Genomic DNA, 15599 nt, shown 5'->3' with positions numbered 1-15599 from the left:
GGGGGATGTCGTTTGCCGGATGGAAATTGGGCGCTGAGCGCGGACGGACTGGTCAAGCGTTTCGGCGACCGGCGGGTCGTCGACGGCATCGACCTGCAGGTGCCGTACGGCGCGGTGTATGGCGTGCTCGGCCCCAATGGCGCGGGCAAGACGACGACGCTGCGCATGCTGCTCGGCATCATCGAACCCGATGAGGGGCATCGCAGCCTCCTCGGCCAATCGGCGCCGCGCGACGCATCCGACCGGGTCGGCTATCTGCCCGAGGAACGCGGCCTGTATCCGGGCATGAAGGCGCGCGAGGCAATCGCATTCATGGGTGCGTTGCGGGGGCTGGACTGGTCGGTCGGGCGCAAGCGGGCGGCGGTGATGCTCGAACAGGCGGGTCTCGGCCACGCCATCGACAGCAAGATCCGTAAGCTGTCCAAGGGCATGGCGCAGTTCGTCCAGCTGCTGGGATCGGTGGTCCACCAGCCCGAATTCCTTGTTTTGGACGAACCCTTTTCCGGCCTCGACCCGGTCAATCAGGAACGGCTGGAGGCACTGATCCGCGCGGAGCGCGACAGGGGGGCGACGATCCTGTTCTCGACCCATGTCATGGCGCACGCCGAACGACTGTGCGACCGGTTGTGTATCATCGCCGGCGGCAAGCGCCGGTTCGAAGGGACCGTCGACGATGCCCGCGCGCTGCTGCCGATGAAGGCGCATTATGTCCCGCGCGACCCCAGCCCCGGCATCGCCGCGCTGCTGCCGGACGATGCGCACGAAGAACGCGGCGGCTGGCGCTTCACGCTGCCGCAAGAGGGTATCGAGGGGATATTGGTGCGACTGATCGACGCGGGCTACGGCATATCGGGGCTGTCAATCGAACGGCCCGGCCTGCACGACGCGTTCGTACGCATCGTCGGCGAAGCCGATGCGGAGCAGGCAGCATGAGCCGGCTGATCCGCCAGACGCTGACCATCGCCCGCCGCGACTTCATCGCGACGGTGATGACGCCGATGTTCCTCCTGTTCCTGCTGGCGCCGTTGCTGTTCGGCAGTTTCGGCGCGGTCGGCAGCCTCGGCGCGCAAAGCGTCGGCCAGAATGCGGAGGGCAAGGAACGTATCTACGCCATCGCAGCCCCAGCCGACGCCGCACGGCTGCGCTCCGCCGATGCGCTGATCCGTCCGGCAATCTCGCGCGAACGCGGCCTGCCCGCCTTGGTCACCGTCACGCCGGCTGCCGACCCTGCGGCACAGGCGCGTAAGCTGCTGTCCGATCCCGATATCGACGTGCCTGCGGTACTGTACGGCCCGCTCGACCGACCGCAACTGATCCATGCCAACCCCCAATCGACCACCGCCCGCTATATGGCGGCACTGGCTGAACAGGCGCTCCGCGACATCCGCGCCAATCTCGGCCCCGATCGACTGTCGCAACCGACCTTCACCCGGGTCGAGCGCAGCAGCACGTCGCTTGGCGGGAAGAGCGCGGCGGGCTTCTTCGCCGTCGTCTCGCTGTTCGTCGTCACGCTGATGCTCGCGGGCCAAGCGGTCGGCACGATGGCGGAGGAACGTTCGAACAAGGTGATCGAGGTGCTGGCCGCCGCCGTGCCGCTCGAATCGGTTTTCCTTGGCAAGCTGCTGGGCATGTTCGGGGTGGCGGTGCTGTTTCTCGCCTTCTGGGCGGCGGTCGGCATCAATATCGGCGCGTTGCTTCCACCCGAATTTGCCGAAGGGATTTCGGGCATCGCCCCGGCGATCGGTATTCCCGGCTTCGTCCTGCTTTATATTCTCTATTTCACCATGGCCTATATGCTGCTGGGTGCAGTATTCCTGACGGTCGGCGCACAGGCATCGACGCCGCGCGAAATCCAGATGCTGTCGCTGCCGATCACTATTTTCCAGATGGCGATGTTTGGCTTCGCCCTTGCCGCGATCGGCCGACCGGGCAGCTGGGTCGCGCTCGCCGCCGAAATCTTCCCGTTCAGCAGCCCGTTCGCCATGGCCGCCCGCGCCGCGACCAGCGGCGAATGGTGGCCGCATATCGCTGCGCTGGCCTGGCAATTGCTGTGGGTGGCGATCACGATCGTCATCGGCGCGCGACTGTTCCGGCGCGGGGTTTTGCAATCGGCGGGGCCGAAGTTCCGGTGGTTCCGGCGGGGGTAGTGGACGGAGGAATAAACGCGTCATCAACGCGGAAGTCGCTTGGCAGCCCCCGCCGCAATCTTGCAAACCCGCCAGATGAGACGTCGGCAGGCTTTGTCTTTCACACCTGTCCCGGTCGGACGACTCCTTCCGGGGCGCAGGTATCGCTACGGCTGGGTTTCATTGGGTGAACTCCAAGAGCCCTTCGTGTCGAGCACGGCCATTTGGGATGCAAGACGATATCGATCTCAATGGACCGCAGCAGCTAGGCGGTGCCTGCGGGACCGTCGACCAGTGCTGTTCTACATCAACGTCACAACGCGATCATCAACGGCCTATCATGTCGTACCGACCGGAACAGGTTTGTTGATTTTCGAACAGATATTCTTGGACAGACACCGGCCGCTCAGCCGCGAAGGCGAAGCACGAAGACTGGTTCGTGAACGCAGTCACCTGTCCTGCTGGACCGCCCCGTTCACCTGCCTTCACGCCATAAGAGCGTGAAGCAAAACGACCAGTCCGGGAATCAACTCAGGCCCTATTTCGACACCAGCGTCACGATCGACAGCCCCGGCGGCATCGGTATCCGGCCGATCAGATAGCGCTCCAGCCGGAAGATCGCTTCGAACGCGGTGTTCAAAACCTTGGGCGGCGGCGAATCGTCGCTGTCGTCCTTGCCGGTCAGCTTGCCCGCGACCCGTGCCGCGACGGCAGCCGGGAACAGCAGCGAGTTGAAATAGCGCAGCCCGTTATGCTTCAACCCTGCGTCCGCGATCGCCTTGGCCAGCGTCGCCTTCGAATAGCGGCGATGGTGGTGGTTCACCACATCATGCGCGCTCCACATCCATTGATGCGCGGGCACGGTCACCAGAATCTTGCCACCCGGCGCCAGCCGATCGGCCATGCCGCGAAAGGTGGCGACATCGTCCTCGATATGCTCGACCACGTCGAGCACCGCGATCAGGTCATACTGCGCGCTGACCCCGTCGAGCGTCGGCAGCGGCGCGGTGCCGACCGGCTTGCCCAGCCGCTCGCTGGCGATCGCGCGCGCCGCCGGATCGATCTCGATCGCATCGACCGTGCCGAACCCGGCCAGCATCGGCAGGTTATGGCCCGTACCGCACCCGATCTCCAGAATGCGGGCACCCGGCTGCAACCCGGCATAGCGCTCGACATAATCGGCAAGTATTTCCCGCCGCGCGCGATACCACCAATGCGTCGAGTCGTGCGCTGCCATGCGGTCGTAAACGATGCGGTCCATCTTATCCGAATACCCATGAACGGTTGAGCGCGAAGGTGGCGAAGGGGGTGACCAGCACGGCGGGGACCAGCGGCACCCAGTCCGCCAGCCCGCCCAGATCGACCAGCCCGAAGGTGAACAGGCCGTTCAGCACCATGCCGAATCCCTGCACCAGCAGGAACTTGACCGGCTGTTCCGCGCCGCCCGACCGCGTGCCGTGGTCGCGAAAGCTCCACCGGCCGTGCGCGACCCAGCCGAAGGCGGCGGCGACGATGAACGCCGGCACGACCGCGGCGAACGCATAGCCGGTCGGCAGGACATACGACACCAGCGGCAGATACACGATCGCATAGATCACCGTCGACAGCCCGCCGACGATGCCGAACCGGACCAATTGGCCCAGCACCCCGTCCGGTATCAGTCGTTCGATCCGCGCGATCACCCGCGTCCCCACCCTTGTCCTTTGCGCGCCATCCGATACAGCGCCGCCTTTGCCACCATGGCAGGACAGCCGCCGTAGATCGCGGCGGGCGCGGGGGAAAGTAGTTTTGACCAGGCATTCCTCCTTCGCCCGCGAACTCGACCGGCACTGGCTGCGCTGGCTGCTGCTCGCCTGGGTCGTGCTGGCGGCATGGTTCCTGTGGCAACGGTGGAACGCGGTCCACTGGCTGGCCCTGTCCGATACCGACGACAATATGCGGCTGATGCAGGTCCGCGCATGGCTGGGCGGGCAAGGCTGGTACGATCTGCGCCAATACCGGCTGAACCCGCCGGGCGGGCTCGACATCCACTGGTCGCGGCTGGTCGACCTGCCGATCGCCGGGCTGATCCTGTTGTTCAAACCCTTTGCCGGGCCGGTCTGGGCCGAGCGGCTGGCGGTCGGCATCGCGCCGCTGCTGCCGATGGGGGTCGCGCTGATCGCCCTGTCGGTCACGGTGCGGCGGCTGGTGTCGCCGGTCGCATGGCCGCTGGCGGTGCTGTTCCTGCTCGGCTGTTCGTCGACGCTGCTGATGTTCATGCCCGAACGCATCGACCATCATGGCTGGCAGCTCGCCTGCCTCGCCTGGACCGTCGCCGGCATCGCCGATCACCGGCAGGCGCGCGGCGGCATGGTCGTCGGTCTGTCGTCGGCGCTGTCGCTGACCATCGGCCTCGAACTCCTGCCCTATTGCGCGATGGCCGGCGCGATCGTCGCCTTGCGCTGGGTGTGGGACCGGGCGGAGGCGCGGCGACTTACCGTCTATGGCGCGACGCTGGCGGGGGCGAGCACGATCGGCTTCGTCGCCTTCGCCTCCAACGCCAATTACGCGATGCGCTGCGACGCGCTGACCCCGGTGTGGCTGTCGGCGGTCGTGGCGGGCGGCGCGCTGCTGGTGCTGATCGCGCGGATCGGACCGCAGGCTTGGGGAGCGCGGCTGGCGCTGACGCTGGTCGCGGGGGCGGTGCTGGCCGGCGCGTTCGCGACGCTGTTCCCGCAATGCCTTGCGCGGCCCGAAGGCGTGTCGGAGGAACTGGCCCGCACCTGGCTGAACAATGTGCGCGAAGCGAAACCGCTCTACACCATGCCGGGACGGACGATCCTGTTGATCGTGACCGGACCGATCATTGGTCTGCTCGGCGCGATCTTCGCGACCTGGCGCGCGCGGCGTTCGGCCGATTTCGTCGGCTGGGCCGTCGTGACGCTGTTCACGACCTTCGCGGTGGCGATGCTGTTCTGGCAAATCCGTTCGGGGCCGGCCGCGCAGTTGCTGGCGATCCCGGGGACGGTGGCGCTCGCCTGGATGCTGGTCCCGTGGTTGCTGTCGCGCAGGCACGCGGCGGTACGCGTGCTGGGCACGGCGGGGGTGATCTCGCTGCTTCTGCTCGGCAACCTGTTCGTCGATCAGGTCGGCAAGCTGCTGTCGATGCTGCCCGACAGCGGCCTGACGAAGCATGTCCGCATCAAGCCGCAGGACGCGCGCACGAAACAGATACTGCGCGCCGGGGCTCGCTGCGCCAGCCTGCCCGCGCTACAGGCGCTGAACCGCCTGCCTCGCGCGGTAATGTTCACCCATGTCGATCTGGGGCCGCGCCTGATCGTCGCGACGCATCATGACGGCATCACCGGCCCCTATCACCGCAATGGCGACGCGATCCTCGACGTGCATCATGCGTTTCAGGGCGACCCGGACAATTTCCGCACGATCGCCCGCCGGCACGGCGCGACCTATCTGCTGACCTGCCCCAACATGGCCGAAACCACCGTCTATCGCGCGCGCTCACCCGGCGGGTTCTACGACCAGTTGGCGCATAACAAGATGCCCGGCTGGCTGTCGCCGGTCCCGCTGCCCAAGGGATCGCCGCTGCGGCTGTGGCGGATCGATTACAGCGGGATGGCAGGTTCGTCCGCGAATCGCTGACACAGGGATCGAAGGGCAGAAGTCCTTGTTCCAGACCGCTCGTCCTGCGTAGCCATTGAGCGAAGTCGAAAGGGCGTATCGAAGGACCATCGCAGGCGCTTCGGTACGGGTGTTCGACTTCGCTTGGCCCCTACTCAGCGCGAACGGTTCGGCGATAGAAACAGGAGCACCAACCCCCAAACGCGAAGCGCCCGCCCCCTTGTCGGGGGCGGGCGTTTCAGACCGCGCGGGCCTTATCGCTTAGCGGGCAGCAACCTGCTTCACCGGCGTCAGCGGCTTGGCGATGCGGAAGCGGACCGGACGGCCGCCGACTTCGCCCGACACGTTGCGGTCGCGCACTTCAAGGCGGAACGGCTCGCCGCTGGTGACGACGGTGCCCTTCAGGACGGTCGCGCCATTATCGGCAACGCTGCGGGTGTAGTCGAACTTGTAGCCGTCACGCTCGATCTCGTTCGCCGAAGCGAGCGTCGGGATCAGCATGCCCGCGGCGACGAGGGCGACACGAAAGGCGGCGGCGGCGGCAAAGCTGCGCATGAATTTTCTCCGGTTTGTTGGGACCGACGCTCATGCGTCGTTTCGTTGCCAGAGATGTGCATTTTGCAGCGCAGCATCGCAACTGCACAGGTTTTCACCGCAATTGCAAAAAACGAAATCGTTATTCAGGGAGGAAGCGGTGCACCACATCGCGTGCCAGCCGCGCCGGCCGCTTGGTGATCGAATCGAGCGAGCACCATGTGCTCTGCACCTCGACCAGCACCTCCTCGCCCCGCTTGATCAGTGTCGAGAAATAGGCACGTACCCCCTCGACCCGTTCCGCCACTACCGTCGCGACGATGGTATCGTCGAGGAAGGCTGGACGGCGATAGGTGATCTCATGGCGCAACGCGACCCAGAGATGCTTCGCCACCGCCTCGGCCGGCGCGACGCATTCCCAATAGGCGACCACCGCGTCCTGTACCCATGACAGGTACACCGCGTTGTTGACGTGCCCCATATGGTCGATGTCGCCCGGGGCGACGGCAAGCGGATGCTGATGTGCCATGGCTTGAGCGTGGGCGTTGCTGACATGCGAGTCAATGCTGCGCGGGCAAGGCTCCGTGACGCGCTCCCCCTCCCTGACAAGGCAGGGGTGGGGGGTGGGTAGGTCCGTGAAACGCGCGGCATTCGCTCGCAGGCCAACCCACCCCCGCCCCTCCCTGTTCAGCGAGGGGTGAAGGAAGTTACGCCTTCGCCACCACGCTCTCGGGCAGGTCCTTGCCGAACACCCGCTGATAATATTCGGCGACCAGCGCCCGCTCGGCCTCGTCGCACTTGTTGAGGAACGACAGCCGGAACGCGAAACCGACATCGCCGAAGATCAGCGCATTCTGTGCCCATGTAATCACCGTCCGCGGCGACATCACCGTCGAGATATCGCCGTTGACGAACCCACGCCGGGTCATGTCGGCAACGCGCACCATCTTCTCGACCGCGTCCTTGCCGCCGACCTTGTCATACTCGCCCGACTTGGCGAGCACGATCCGCGCTTCGGTGGCGGCGGGCAGGTAGTTCAGCGTGACGACGATGTTCCACCGGTCCATCTGCCCCTGATTGATCTGCTGCGTACCGTGATACAGCCCCGACGTATCGCCCAGCCCCACCGTGTTCGCGGTCGCGAACAGCCGGAAATACGGGTTGGGCCGGATCACGCGGTTCTGGTCGAGCAGCGTCAGCTTGCCCTCGGTCTCCAGCACGCGCTGGATCACGAACATCACGTCGGGGCGCCCGGCGTCATATTCGTCGAACACCAACGCGGTCGGCGTCTGCAACGCCCATGGCAGCAACCCTTCGCGGAACTCGGTAATCTGCTGCCCGTCCTTCAGCACGATCGCGTCGCGCCCGATCAGGTCGATGCGGCTGATATGCGCGTCGAGGTTGATGCGGATGCACGGCCAGTTCAGCCTTGCTGCGACCTGTTCGATATGCGTCGACTTGCCGGTGCCGTGATAGCCCTGCACCATCACCCGCCGATTGTGCGCAAAGCCCGCCAGGATCGCCAGCGTCGTGTCGGGATCGAACACATAGGCCGGATCGGCGTCGGGCACGCGTTCGTCGGCAATCGAGAAAGCGGGCACTTCGAGATCGCTGTCGATGCCGAACAGGTCGCGCACCTTCAACATCCGGTCGGGCGCGCTCAGGATCGTGGTCGCGGATGCTTCGGGCGGGGTATCGGTGGTGGTCATGCGGGCCTTTCGCTGCTCGGCGCACCGGCGGGAGCGTCGCGGCGTCTTTAGGAAGTCGAAGCCGCCTACTCAACCTTTGGCGGCAGGCGGAACAGCGTCGTGAACCGTTCGGCAATCGCCCGGTTCCCCTCGACCGTGATCGCCTCCACCATCGCCAGCGGCCGTCCGCCATAGACGACCGGCAGGAATGCGGACGGCGCGCCCGACAGCGTCGCCTCGACGTCCCCCGCCCCGCGCCGGACATGCAACGCGCCATCGGCCAGCGTCGCGACATAGGCGTCCTCGCCGAACCGGAACGCGACCCGCGCCTGCCAGCCCCCCGCCCGCTCCGGCAGCAACAGCATCTTCAGCGACAGCATCAGCGACACGGCGGAAAACGGCAGCGACGGATCATGCGTGGGCGATCGCAGCGCCCATTTCGCCAGCGCCAGCACCACCGGTTCACTTTCATAGCCCCAGCGCGTCAGTTCATAGACCTGTACATTGGCGGGCGGTGGAAGGCGGTGGCGATGCACGATCCCCGCCGCCTCTAGCCCGCTCAACCGCTGCGTCAGCACATTGGCGCTGATCCCCGGCAGCCCAGCGCGCAACTCGCCGAAGCGGCGCGGCCCAAGCAGCAACTCACGCATCAGCAGCAGCGCCCAACGCTCGCCCACATATTCCATGCCCAACGCCGCGCCACAGGCATCGTCATAGCGTCGCTTGTCCGCCTTGGTTACTTTTTCTAACTCCATCGTTGCAATTTGTAACCCACAGGCGCACCCAAGACAAACAGCGATTCGCAGGTCCGGGGAGAGGGTGCCATGTCGAAGATGATTTTCGTGAACCTAGCGGTCGCCGATGTGCCTGCCGCGACACGCTTTTACGAGGCAATCGGCTTCGTGAAGGACGATCGTTTCTCGAACGATCGCGGATCGGGCATGACGTGGTCCGAGACGATCCACGTCATGCTGCTCGATCGCGAATTCTACGCGAGCTTCACGCCCAAGCGGATCATCGATGCGAAGACCGAAAGCGGCGTACTGCTGGCGCTGTCGTTCGACGACCGTGCCGCCGTCGACGCGATCACGCAGGCCGCCGTGGCGGCGGGCGGACGCGAACTCCACGATCCCGAAGACGAAGGGTTCATGTACAGCCGCGCGTTCGAGGATCTCGACGGCCATGGCTGGGGACCATTCACCATGGACATGGCCGCCGCCGAAGCTGCCCACACCGACGGCCCGGCATGACCCGCCCGGTCATCACCGCCTTCGACTGGGTGCCCGATTTCGCTCAGGGCCAGGTCCGCGACCTTCGCGTCCGCTGGATTTTGGAAGAAGCCGGCCAACCCTATGATGTGGAGTATCTGTCGCAGGGGGCGCAAAAGCGGGCCGACCACCGCGCGCGCCAACCCTTTGGACAGGTGCCGACCTATCAGGATGGCGATCTGACGCTGTTCGAATCGGGTGCGATCGTGCTGCACGTCGCCGAACGGCATGGCGTGCTGCTCCCGACCGATCCGGCGGCAAAATCGCGGGCGACCGAATGGCTGTTCGCCGCGCTCAACACCGTCGAACCGCCGATCATGGACCACGCCATCGCCATGCTGTTCGAACGCGACGAACCATGGTCGAAACCGCGTCTGCCCGTAGTCGACGCGCGTATCACCGAACGCTTCGGTGAGGTCGCGGCGCGGCTGGGTGGCCGGACATGGTATGACGGCGATTTCAGCATCGGCGACCTGATGATGGTCGCGGTGCTGCGGATCATGGAGGGCAGCGAACTGCTCGGAGCGCATCCAACGCTGGTCGCCTATGTCGACCGCGGCACCGCCCGCCCCGCCTTTCACCGCGCGCTTGCCGCGCAACTGGCCGGCTTCACCGGCGAACCGCCCGTCGGCTATGCCGAATGGGCGGCGAAGGGAGACTGCGCATGACCTATATCGACGGGTTCGTGACCCCAGTGCCGCGTGCCAATCGCGCCGCCTATGAACGGCATGTCGCAGCGGCGGCGGCGATCTTTGCCGATCTCGGCGCGACGCGTCTGGTCGAATGCCGGGGCGACGATGTGCCCGCCGGCACTCGCACCGATTTCGCACGATCGGTCGCGCTGGCGGACGACGAGGATGTGCTGTTCAGCTGGATCGAATATCCAGACCGGGCGACGCGCGATGCGGCCGGCGCGGCGATGATGGCCGATCCGCGCATGGCGCAACTCGACATGCCGTTCGACGGCAAGCGCATGATCTATGGCGGGTTCGACGGCGTGATGGTCAGCGGCGACGGCGGCACGCCCGGCTATGTCGATGGCTGCCTGACCCCGGTCCGCAGCGAGGACCGCGACGCCTATCTCGCCTTCGCTGCCGAATCGGCATTGGTGTTCCGCGATCACGGCGCGCTGCGCGTGGTCGAGGGGTGGGGCGACGACGTGCCGCTGGGCAAGCACACCGATTACGCCCGCGCCCTCGATCTCCGGCCGGACGAGGTCGCCTGCTATTCATGGATCGAATGGCCGTCGAAGGACGCACGCGACACCGGCTGGCAGGCGGTAATGGCCGACCCGCGCATGGCCGACCGGACCATGCCGTTCGACGGCAAGCGCATGGTCTATGGCGGTTTTACCCCGATTTTCGATCAACGCATGGGAGCAGGTGCATGAACCGGCAGGGCGACTTCATCTGGTATGAATTGCTGACCAGCGACATAGACGCGGCGGCGACCTTCTACACCGACGTGATCGGTTGGCAGGTGCAGGATTCGGGCATGCCCGACATGGATTACCGCCTGTTCGTCGCCCCCGACGGCGCGATGATCGGCGGGCTGATGGCGATGCCGCCGGGGATGCCGGCACCGGTCTGGCTCGGCTATGTCGCGGTCGACGACGTCGATGCCGCCACCGTCGATTTCGTCGCGGCGGGCGGTACGCAGCACATGCCCCCGACCACCATCCCCGGTGTCGGCCGCATCGCGATGCTGACCGATCCGCAGGGCGCCGCGCTCTATCTGATGCGCAGCGAGAGCGACGAAACCAGCACCGCCTTCCAGTCCGCCGAGCGGGCGACGCCCGGCCATTTTGTCTGGAACCAGCTGATGGCGCCCGACCCCGACCGCGCCATCGCCTTCTATGTCGACCGGTTCGGCTGGCGACAGGAAGGGTCGATGCCGATGGGGTCGTTCGGCGATTACAAGTTCCTGCTGTGCGGCGACGTCGCGATCGGCGCGGCGATGGGCATGGTGCCGGGCGGACAACCCGGCTGGCAATATTCGACCCATGTCGCCGATATCGACCACGCCGTCGACCGGATCACGGCGGGCGGCGGCACCATCCTGCAGGGGCCGGACCAGATTCCCAGCGGCAGCTATTCGATCGTCGCCGTCGATCCGCAGGGGGTTCGCTTTGGACTGGTCGGTCCGCGCGCATAAGCAAGCTGGACGCGACCGTACCGGCGGCTATCGGTACGGCCGTTCAGTGGAAGGAAGAACATGACCGAACATGAACTGGCGATCGAACGCCGCATCGCCGCCCCCGTCGACGCGGTGTGGCGGGCATGGACCGAACATCTTCCCAAATGGTGGGCGCCGCGCCCCTGGACCACCGAGCTGCTCGCGCTCGACCTGACGCCCGGCGGTCGCTTCGCGACGACGATGCGCGGCCCGGGTGGTGAGGCAATGACCGGCGAAGGCGTGATTCTCGAAGCGGTCCCCTATGAACGGATCCTCTTCACCAACGCGCTTGCCCCCGGCTGGATACCGCAGCCGCAGCAACTCGCGTTCGTCGGCATCTTCGCCTTCGAAGCCGATGGCGACGCGACCCACTACCGCGCCGCCGCCCGTCACTGGGACGAGGAGACGGCGAAGATGCACGCCGAAATGGGCTTCGAAGGCGGCTGGGGCATGGTCGCCCAGCAACTGGAGGCGGTGGCGGTCAATTTCGCGTGAAGCTCCTCCCCTCCCTGACAAGGGAGGGGCCGGGGGTGGGTAGGTTTGGGGCGGTCGCAACATTCCCTCTCGGGACGCCCCCCCCTGCCCCCATCCCCCACCGTTCAGTTCGAGCAGCTTCGAGCGAAGTCGAGAAGCGTCCGTCGAGAACCGCCCGCTTGGGGCAACCCCTTCTCGACTACGGTTCTCGACAGGCTCGAACCTGCGCTCGAAGCAAACGGATCAGAGAAAAAGGGGGAATTCAAGCAAACGCCGCCGCCCCCTTCAACTGCTGATACGCCGCGATCACCTTCTGCAACGCCGCCTCATGTTGCCGGTCGCCGCCATTGCGATCGGGATGGAACCGCCGCACCAGTTCCGAATAACGCTGACGCAATCCCGTCCGGTCGACATCGATGTCCAGCCCCATGACCTTCAGCGCCGACCGGTCGGCGGGGCTGAGCGGCCGGCCGTCCTTGCGCTCGGCCCGGTTCACGCGCGCATCGCGGAACTTCGCCCCGATTGCGTCGAGCGGGTCGGCGAAATCGGCCCAGGCCGGCCCCGGATCGCCGCCCGCACGCGCAAAGGCCCGCGTCTCCCGCTCCCATCCGGCATAGGGGCGCTGCGCATCATGGATTTCCTCGGCGGTCATGCCCGCAAAGTAATTATACCCGGCATTGAACGCGCGGATATGCTCCAGACAGAACCAGCGATAGGCGCTCGGCCGCTCGCCCCCCTGCGGCGCACCCTCGACGGGCGGCGCACGGAATTCGCCCGCATCGTCACATCCCGGCACTTCGCACGGTCGGCCCGTCGCCTCGACCCTCCCGTGGAACCGGGCATTGGGGCGGTCCTTGCTGATCTTCTCGCGCGCCACGCGACTCCCTTTGGCAAAACCGGTTATATAGGTCTGATGACCGACACCACCACCATGCCGCTCGCCGATCTGATCGCCCAGCGGCTGCGCGACGCCCTGTCCCCGACCCAGCTGGTCGTGACCAACGACAGCCATCATCACGCCGGCCATATGGGCGATGACGGCACCGGCGAAACTCATTTTTCCGTTACGATCGTAGCGGATGGCTTTATCGGCCAGTCGCGCGTTGGGCGGCAGCGGATGGTCAACCGGGCGCTTGCCGACCTGTTGGCCACCCGCATTCACGCGCTGGCGATCCGTGCCCGCGCTCCGGGAGATGCCGATTGAGCTACGACCTGTGGTACTGGCCGACGATACAGGGCCGCGGCGAATTCATCCGCCTCGCGATGGAAGGTGCCGGCATCGCCTATCGCGACCGTGCGCGCGAGGACGGCGTGGAGGCGATGCTGGCAATGCTGGAGCGGCACCCGCGCCCGCCCTTCGCGCCGCCCTTCCTAGCGCTCGACGGCTTCGTCGTCGCGCAGGTCGCCAATATCCTGCAATATCTGGGCGAGCGCCATGGCCTGAGCATGTCTAGCATTCGCGACCGGCAATGGGCCAATCAATGGCAGTTGACCATCGCCGACCTGGTGACAGAGGTGCACGCCGTCCACCACCCGGTCGGTACCAGCGACTATTACGAGGACCAGCAGGGTGAGGCCGCCCGCGCCGCGAAGCAGTTCCTGAACGAACGCCTGCACAAATACCTGTTCTATTTCGAAGGGTTGCTGGGCGAGAACAACGATCCATGGGCGATCGACCATCGCTGGACCTATGTCGACACCTCGCTGTTCCAGATCGTCGAGGGGCTGCGCTATGCCTTTCCCCGCCGGATGACGACGCTGGAGCGCGGCCTGCCCCGGCTGATCGCGATCCGCGATGCGGTGGCGACGCTGCCCGGCATCGCCGACTATCTTGCCAGCGACCGGCGCATCCCGTTCAACGACAACGGCATTTTCCGCCATTACCCCGAACTGGACGCCGATTGATGGAAAAAGACCGTTTCTTTCTCCAGACGATTCAGCCGATCACCCATGATCTGGGCGGGTTCAAGGTGCACCGCACCCTGCCGACGAAGACGCGGACGATGGTCGGCCCGTTCATCTTCTTCGATCAGATGGGACCGGCCGAACTCGACCCCGGACAGGGCATCGACGTGCGCCCGCATCCGCATATCAACCTGTCGACGGTCACCTATCTGTTCGGCGGCGCGATCGACCATCGCGATTCGCTCGGCACCTTCGCCCGGATCGAACCCGGTGCGGTCAACCTGATGACCGCCGGCCACGGCATCGTCCATTCCGAACGTTCGCCCGACGACGAACGCGCGGGCGGACCGCTGCTGTCGGGTATCCAGACCTGGCTGGCGATGCCCGAGGATCGCGAAGAAATCGATCCCGCGTTCGAGCACGTCGAGGCCGATCGCCTGCCGATCGTCAGCGGCAGCGGCGCGACCGCGCGCGTCGTGATGGGCGACCTGTGGGGCGTCGCCGCCCCGACCACCCAATATGCCGCGACCATCTATGCCGACATCATCCTCGACGCGAACGGCGCGATCCCGATCGATGCGGGTGCCGACGAACGCGCACTCTACCTGACGCACGGCGACGCGGCCCTCGACGGCGTTCCGCTCGAACCGATGACGCTCTACGTCCTGCGCCCCGGCATCGCGGCGACGCTCAGGTCATCGGGCGGTGCGCGCGTGATGCTGTGCGGCGGCGAAGCGTTCACGACGCCGCGCCACGTCTGGTGGAATTTCGTCTCCTCACGCCGCGATCGCATCGATCAGGCAAAGGCCGACTGGAAAGCGGGCAACTTCCCCAAAGTCCCCGACGATGCCGACGAGTTCATCCCCATCCCCGAAATCCCCAAGACGGTCAGCTATCCGTGACCGCCCTGCGCCGTATCGCGCTGTCGACCGGCGTGTCGCTCGACGTCGCCGTCGCAGGCAATCCGGGTGCGCCGGCGATGATCTTCCTCCACGGTTTCCCGGAGTCGCACCGGACGTGGCGGCATCAACTGTCCGAATTCGCGCGCGACCATCAGGTCATCGCCCCCGACCAGCGCGGCTATGCCCGCTCCGACAAGCCCGCGACGGTCGCCGACTATGCCCCCGACCGCATCGTCGCCGACCTGATCGCGCTTGCCAATGCGCTGGGGGTCGGGCGCTTCACGCTGGTCGGCCATGATTGGGGCGGCGCGATCGCGTGGATGGCGGCGCTGCGCCATCCCGACCGGATCGAACGCCTCATCATCCTCAACGCGCCGCACCCGCTGATCTTTCAGCGCTCGCTGTTCGACGATCCCGACCAGCGCGCCGCCAGCCAGTACATCACCAAATTCCGCGACACGTCGATCGATCGCGGCCTGATCGGCAGCGGCCTCGAACATTTCTTCGCGACCGGCTTCGCCAAGCTCGTGACGCGTACCATCGTGGGGGCGGACAAGGCGGCCTATCTCGACGAATGGTCGCAACCCGGCGCGATGACCGCGATGCTCAACTGGTACCGCGCCTCGGCGATCATCGTCCCCGCGCCGGGCGAAACGCCCGAGCGTCCGGCATGGCTCGACGCCTCCTTCCCGCCCGTCACCCAACCGACGCTGGTAATCTGGGGAACCCGCGACAAGGCGCTGTTGCCGGTACAGGTCGAGGGGCTGGAAACGGTGGTGCCCGACCTTACGGTGGTGAAGGTCGATGCCGGGCATTTTGTGCCATGGGAGGCACCGGAAGCGGTGAACGAGGCGATCCGGGACTGGCTTTCTGCCCCCGCCCTCCGTTCGTGCTGAGTAGAGGCTGAGC

At 66.1% G+C, this 15599-nt stretch carries 19 protein-coding genes and 1 pseudogene; 13 read left to right on the top strand and 7 right to left on the bottom strand.

Going from position 1 to position 15599, the window contains the following annotated elements:
- Positions 1 to 12 precede the first annotated feature (12 nt).
- The gene (locus ASE59_RS16965) at positions 13 to 933 is read left to right on the top strand and encodes an ABC transporter ATP-binding protein (protein ID WP_056459101.1); all 921 of its coding nucleotides are present in this window, start codon (positions 13 to 15) and stop codon (positions 931 to 933) included.
- Complete coding sequence (locus ASE59_RS16960) at positions 930 to 2147, top strand: ABC transporter permease (protein ID WP_056459098.1); 1218 nt, start codon at positions 930 to 932, stop codon at positions 2145 to 2147. Before ASE59_RS16965 ends, ASE59_RS16960 begins: the two co-directional genes overlap by 4 nt.
- A gap of 517 nt (positions 2148 to 2664) precedes the next feature.
- Here the strand turns inward: ASE59_RS16960 and ASE59_RS16955 are convergent.
- Together ASE59_RS16955 and ASE59_RS16950 are read right to left on the bottom strand one after the other, a co-directional pair.
- The gene (locus ASE59_RS16955; protein ID WP_056459095.1) at positions 2665 to 3387 is read right to left on the bottom strand and encodes a class I SAM-dependent methyltransferase; all 723 of its coding nucleotides are present in this window, start codon (positions 3385 to 3387) and stop codon (positions 2665 to 2667) included.
- 1 nt (position 3388) lies between these two features.
- Complete coding sequence (locus tag ASE59_RS16950; protein WP_235515823.1) at positions 3389 to 3820, bottom strand: GtrA family protein; 432 nt, start codon at positions 3818 to 3820, stop codon at positions 3389 to 3391.
- A 94-nt stretch (positions 3821 to 3914) separates the two neighbouring features.
- On the opposite strand from ASE59_RS16950, the gene ASE59_RS16945 reads away from it, so the two are divergent.
- Complete coding sequence (locus ASE59_RS16945; RefSeq protein WP_056459092.1) at positions 3915 to 5765, top strand: hypothetical protein; 1851 nt, start codon at positions 3915 to 3917, stop codon at positions 5763 to 5765.
- Between the two features lie 240 nt (positions 5766 to 6005).
- Here ASE59_RS16945 and ASE59_RS16940 read toward each other — a convergent pair whose 3' ends face one another.
- The 4 genes from ASE59_RS16940 to ASE59_RS16925 all read right to left on the bottom strand — a co-directional run bounded on the left by ASE59_RS16940 (position 6006) and on the right by ASE59_RS16925 (position 8721).
- Positions 6006 to 6299 carry a hypothetical protein gene (locus ASE59_RS16940; protein ID WP_056459089.1) on the bottom strand — a complete coding sequence of 98 codons (294 nt, stop codon included), beginning with the start codon at positions 6297 to 6299 and terminating at the stop codon, positions 6006 to 6008.
- 121 nt (positions 6300 to 6420) lie between these two features.
- Entirely contained in the window at positions 6421 to 6807 is a 387-nt protein-coding gene (locus tag ASE59_RS16935) for an acyl-CoA thioesterase (protein ID WP_056459086.1), read from the bottom strand.
- Between the two features lie 178 nt (positions 6808 to 6985).
- On the bottom strand, positions 6986 to 7987 hold the full coding sequence (cobS, locus tag ASE59_RS16930; protein ID WP_056459083.1) for a cobaltochelatase subunit CobS: 1002 nt from the start codon (positions 7985 to 7987) through the stop codon (positions 6986 to 6988).
- A gap of 65 nt (positions 7988 to 8052) precedes the next feature.
- The gene (locus ASE59_RS16925) at positions 8053 to 8721 is read right to left on the bottom strand and encodes a winged helix-turn-helix transcriptional regulator (protein WP_056459080.1); all 669 of its coding nucleotides are present in this window, start codon (positions 8719 to 8721) and stop codon (positions 8053 to 8055) included.
- Between the two features lie 69 nt (positions 8722 to 8790).
- Between ASE59_RS16925 and ASE59_RS16920 the strand changes: the two genes are divergently transcribed.
- From ASE59_RS16920 to ASE59_RS16895, 6 genes and pseudogenes are all read left to right on the top strand, one after another.
- Complete coding sequence (locus ASE59_RS16920) at positions 8791 to 9216, top strand: VOC family protein (protein WP_056459077.1); 426 nt, start codon at positions 8791 to 8793, stop codon at positions 9214 to 9216.
- Complete coding sequence (locus tag ASE59_RS16915; protein WP_056459074.1) at positions 9213 to 9902, top strand: glutathione S-transferase family protein; 690 nt, start codon at positions 9213 to 9215, stop codon at positions 9900 to 9902. The genes ASE59_RS16920 and ASE59_RS16915 overlap by 4 nt, the downstream gene beginning before the upstream one ends.
- Positions 9899 to 10225, top strand: a pseudogene (locus ASE59_RS20790) (DUF1428 domain-containing protein); the annotation flags it as partial. The gene ASE59_RS16915 and the pseudogene ASE59_RS20790, both read left to right, overlap by 4 nt.
- Entirely contained in the window at positions 10208 to 10624 is a 417-nt protein-coding gene (locus tag ASE59_RS20785; RefSeq protein ID WP_321163237.1) for a DUF1428 domain-containing protein, read from the top strand. The pseudogene ASE59_RS20790 and the gene ASE59_RS20785, both read left to right, overlap by 18 nt.
- Positions 10621 to 11388, top strand: a complete 768-nt coding sequence (locus tag ASE59_RS16900; protein ID WP_056459071.1) for a VOC family protein — start codon at positions 10621 to 10623, stop codon at positions 11386 to 11388. Before ASE59_RS20785 ends, ASE59_RS16900 begins: the two co-directional genes overlap by 4 nt.
- A 60-nt stretch (positions 11389 to 11448) precedes the next feature.
- Entirely contained in the window at positions 11449 to 11904 is a 456-nt protein-coding gene (locus tag ASE59_RS16895; RefSeq protein WP_056459068.1) for an SRPBCC domain-containing protein, read from the top strand.
- 241 nt (positions 11905 to 12145) lie between these two features.
- On the opposite strand, the gene ASE59_RS16890 is transcribed toward ASE59_RS16895, so the two are convergent.
- Positions 12146 to 12760, bottom strand: coding sequence for a J domain-containing protein (locus tag ASE59_RS16890; RefSeq protein WP_056459065.1), 615 nt, complete (start codon positions 12758 to 12760; stop codon positions 12146 to 12148).
- Positions 12761 to 12796: 36 nt separating this feature from the next.
- On the opposite strand from ASE59_RS16890, the gene ASE59_RS16885 reads away from it, so the two are divergent.
- Genes ASE59_RS16885 through ASE59_RS16870 form a run of 4 tightly spaced genes read left to right on the top strand, consistent with a single transcriptional unit; the run spans position 12797 to position 15586 of the window.
- Positions 12797 to 13087 carry a BolA family protein gene (locus ASE59_RS16885; protein ID WP_056459062.1) on the top strand — a complete coding sequence of 97 codons (291 nt, stop codon included), beginning with the start codon at positions 12797 to 12799 and terminating at the stop codon, positions 13085 to 13087.
- On the top strand, positions 13084 to 13788 hold the full coding sequence (locus ASE59_RS16880; protein ID WP_056459060.1) for a glutathione S-transferase: 705 nt from the start codon (positions 13084 to 13086) through the stop codon (positions 13786 to 13788). The genes ASE59_RS16885 and ASE59_RS16880 overlap by 4 nt, the downstream gene beginning before the upstream one ends.
- Positions 13788 to 14690: a pirin family protein gene (locus ASE59_RS16875; protein WP_056459057.1), complete on the top strand. Its 903-nt coding sequence runs from the start codon at positions 13788 to 13790 to the stop codon at positions 14688 to 14690. Before ASE59_RS16880 ends, ASE59_RS16875 begins: the two co-directional genes overlap by 1 nt.
- A complete protein-coding gene (locus ASE59_RS16870) occupies positions 14687 to 15586 on the top strand; it encodes an alpha/beta fold hydrolase (protein WP_056459055.1) in 900 nt (299 codons plus the stop codon). Before ASE59_RS16875 ends, ASE59_RS16870 begins: the two co-directional genes overlap by 4 nt.
- Positions 15587 to 15599 lie beyond the last annotated feature (13 nt).

Source organism: Sphingomonas sp. Leaf10 (genome assembly GCF_001421245.1).
Lineage (GTDB): Bacteria > Pseudomonadota > Alphaproteobacteria > Sphingomonadales > Sphingomonadaceae > Sphingomonas.
Note: the sequence above shows the minus strand (reverse complement) of the source record. Positions and strands in the feature narration are given on the sequence as shown.

What these genes read in the sequence shown, in the direction of transcription:
- ASE59_RS16960 (WP_056459098.1), top strand. Translation starts at nt 930, where the DNA reads ATGAGCCGGCTGATCCGCCAGACGCTGACCATCGCCCGCCGCGACTTC.
- ASE59_RS16955 (WP_056459095.1), bottom strand. Translation starts at nt 3,387, where the DNA reads ATGGACCGCATCGTTTACGACCGCATGGCAGCGCACGACTCGACGCAT.
- ASE59_RS16940 (WP_056459089.1), bottom strand. Translation starts at nt 6,299, where the DNA reads ATGCGCAGCTTTGCCGCCGCCGCCGCCTTTCGTGTCGCCCTCGTCGCC.
- ASE59_RS16935 (WP_056459086.1), bottom strand. Translation starts at nt 6,807, where the DNA reads ATGGCACATCAGCATCCGCTTGCCGTCGCCCCGGGCGACATCGACCAT.
- cobS (WP_056459083.1), bottom strand. Translation starts at nt 7,987, where the DNA reads ATGACCACCACCGATACCCCGCCCGAAGCATCCGCGACCACGATCCTG.
- ASE59_RS16925 (WP_056459080.1), bottom strand. Translation starts at nt 8,721, where the DNA reads ATGGAGTTAGAAAAAGTAACCAAGGCGGACAAGCGACGCTATGACGAT.
- ASE59_RS16920 (WP_056459077.1), top strand. Translation starts at nt 8,791, where the DNA reads ATGTCGAAGATGATTTTCGTGAACCTAGCGGTCGCCGATGTGCCTGCC.
- ASE59_RS16915 (WP_056459074.1), top strand. Translation starts at nt 9,213, where the DNA reads ATGACCCGCCCGGTCATCACCGCCTTCGACTGGGTGCCCGATTTCGCT.
- ASE59_RS20785 (WP_321163237.1), top strand. Translation starts at nt 10,208, where the DNA reads ATGATCTATGGCGGGTTCGACGGCGTGATGGTCAGCGGCGACGGCGGC.
- ASE59_RS16900 (WP_056459071.1), top strand. Translation starts at nt 10,621, where the DNA reads ATGAACCGGCAGGGCGACTTCATCTGGTATGAATTGCTGACCAGCGAC.
- ASE59_RS16895 (WP_056459068.1), top strand. Translation starts at nt 11,449, where the DNA reads ATGACCGAACATGAACTGGCGATCGAACGCCGCATCGCCGCCCCCGTC.
- ASE59_RS16885 (WP_056459062.1), top strand. Translation starts at nt 12,797, where the DNA reads ATGACCGACACCACCACCATGCCGCTCGCCGATCTGATCGCCCAGCGG.
- ASE59_RS16875 (WP_056459057.1), top strand. Translation starts at nt 13,788, where the DNA reads ATGGAAAAAGACCGTTTCTTTCTCCAGACGATTCAGCCGATCACCCAT.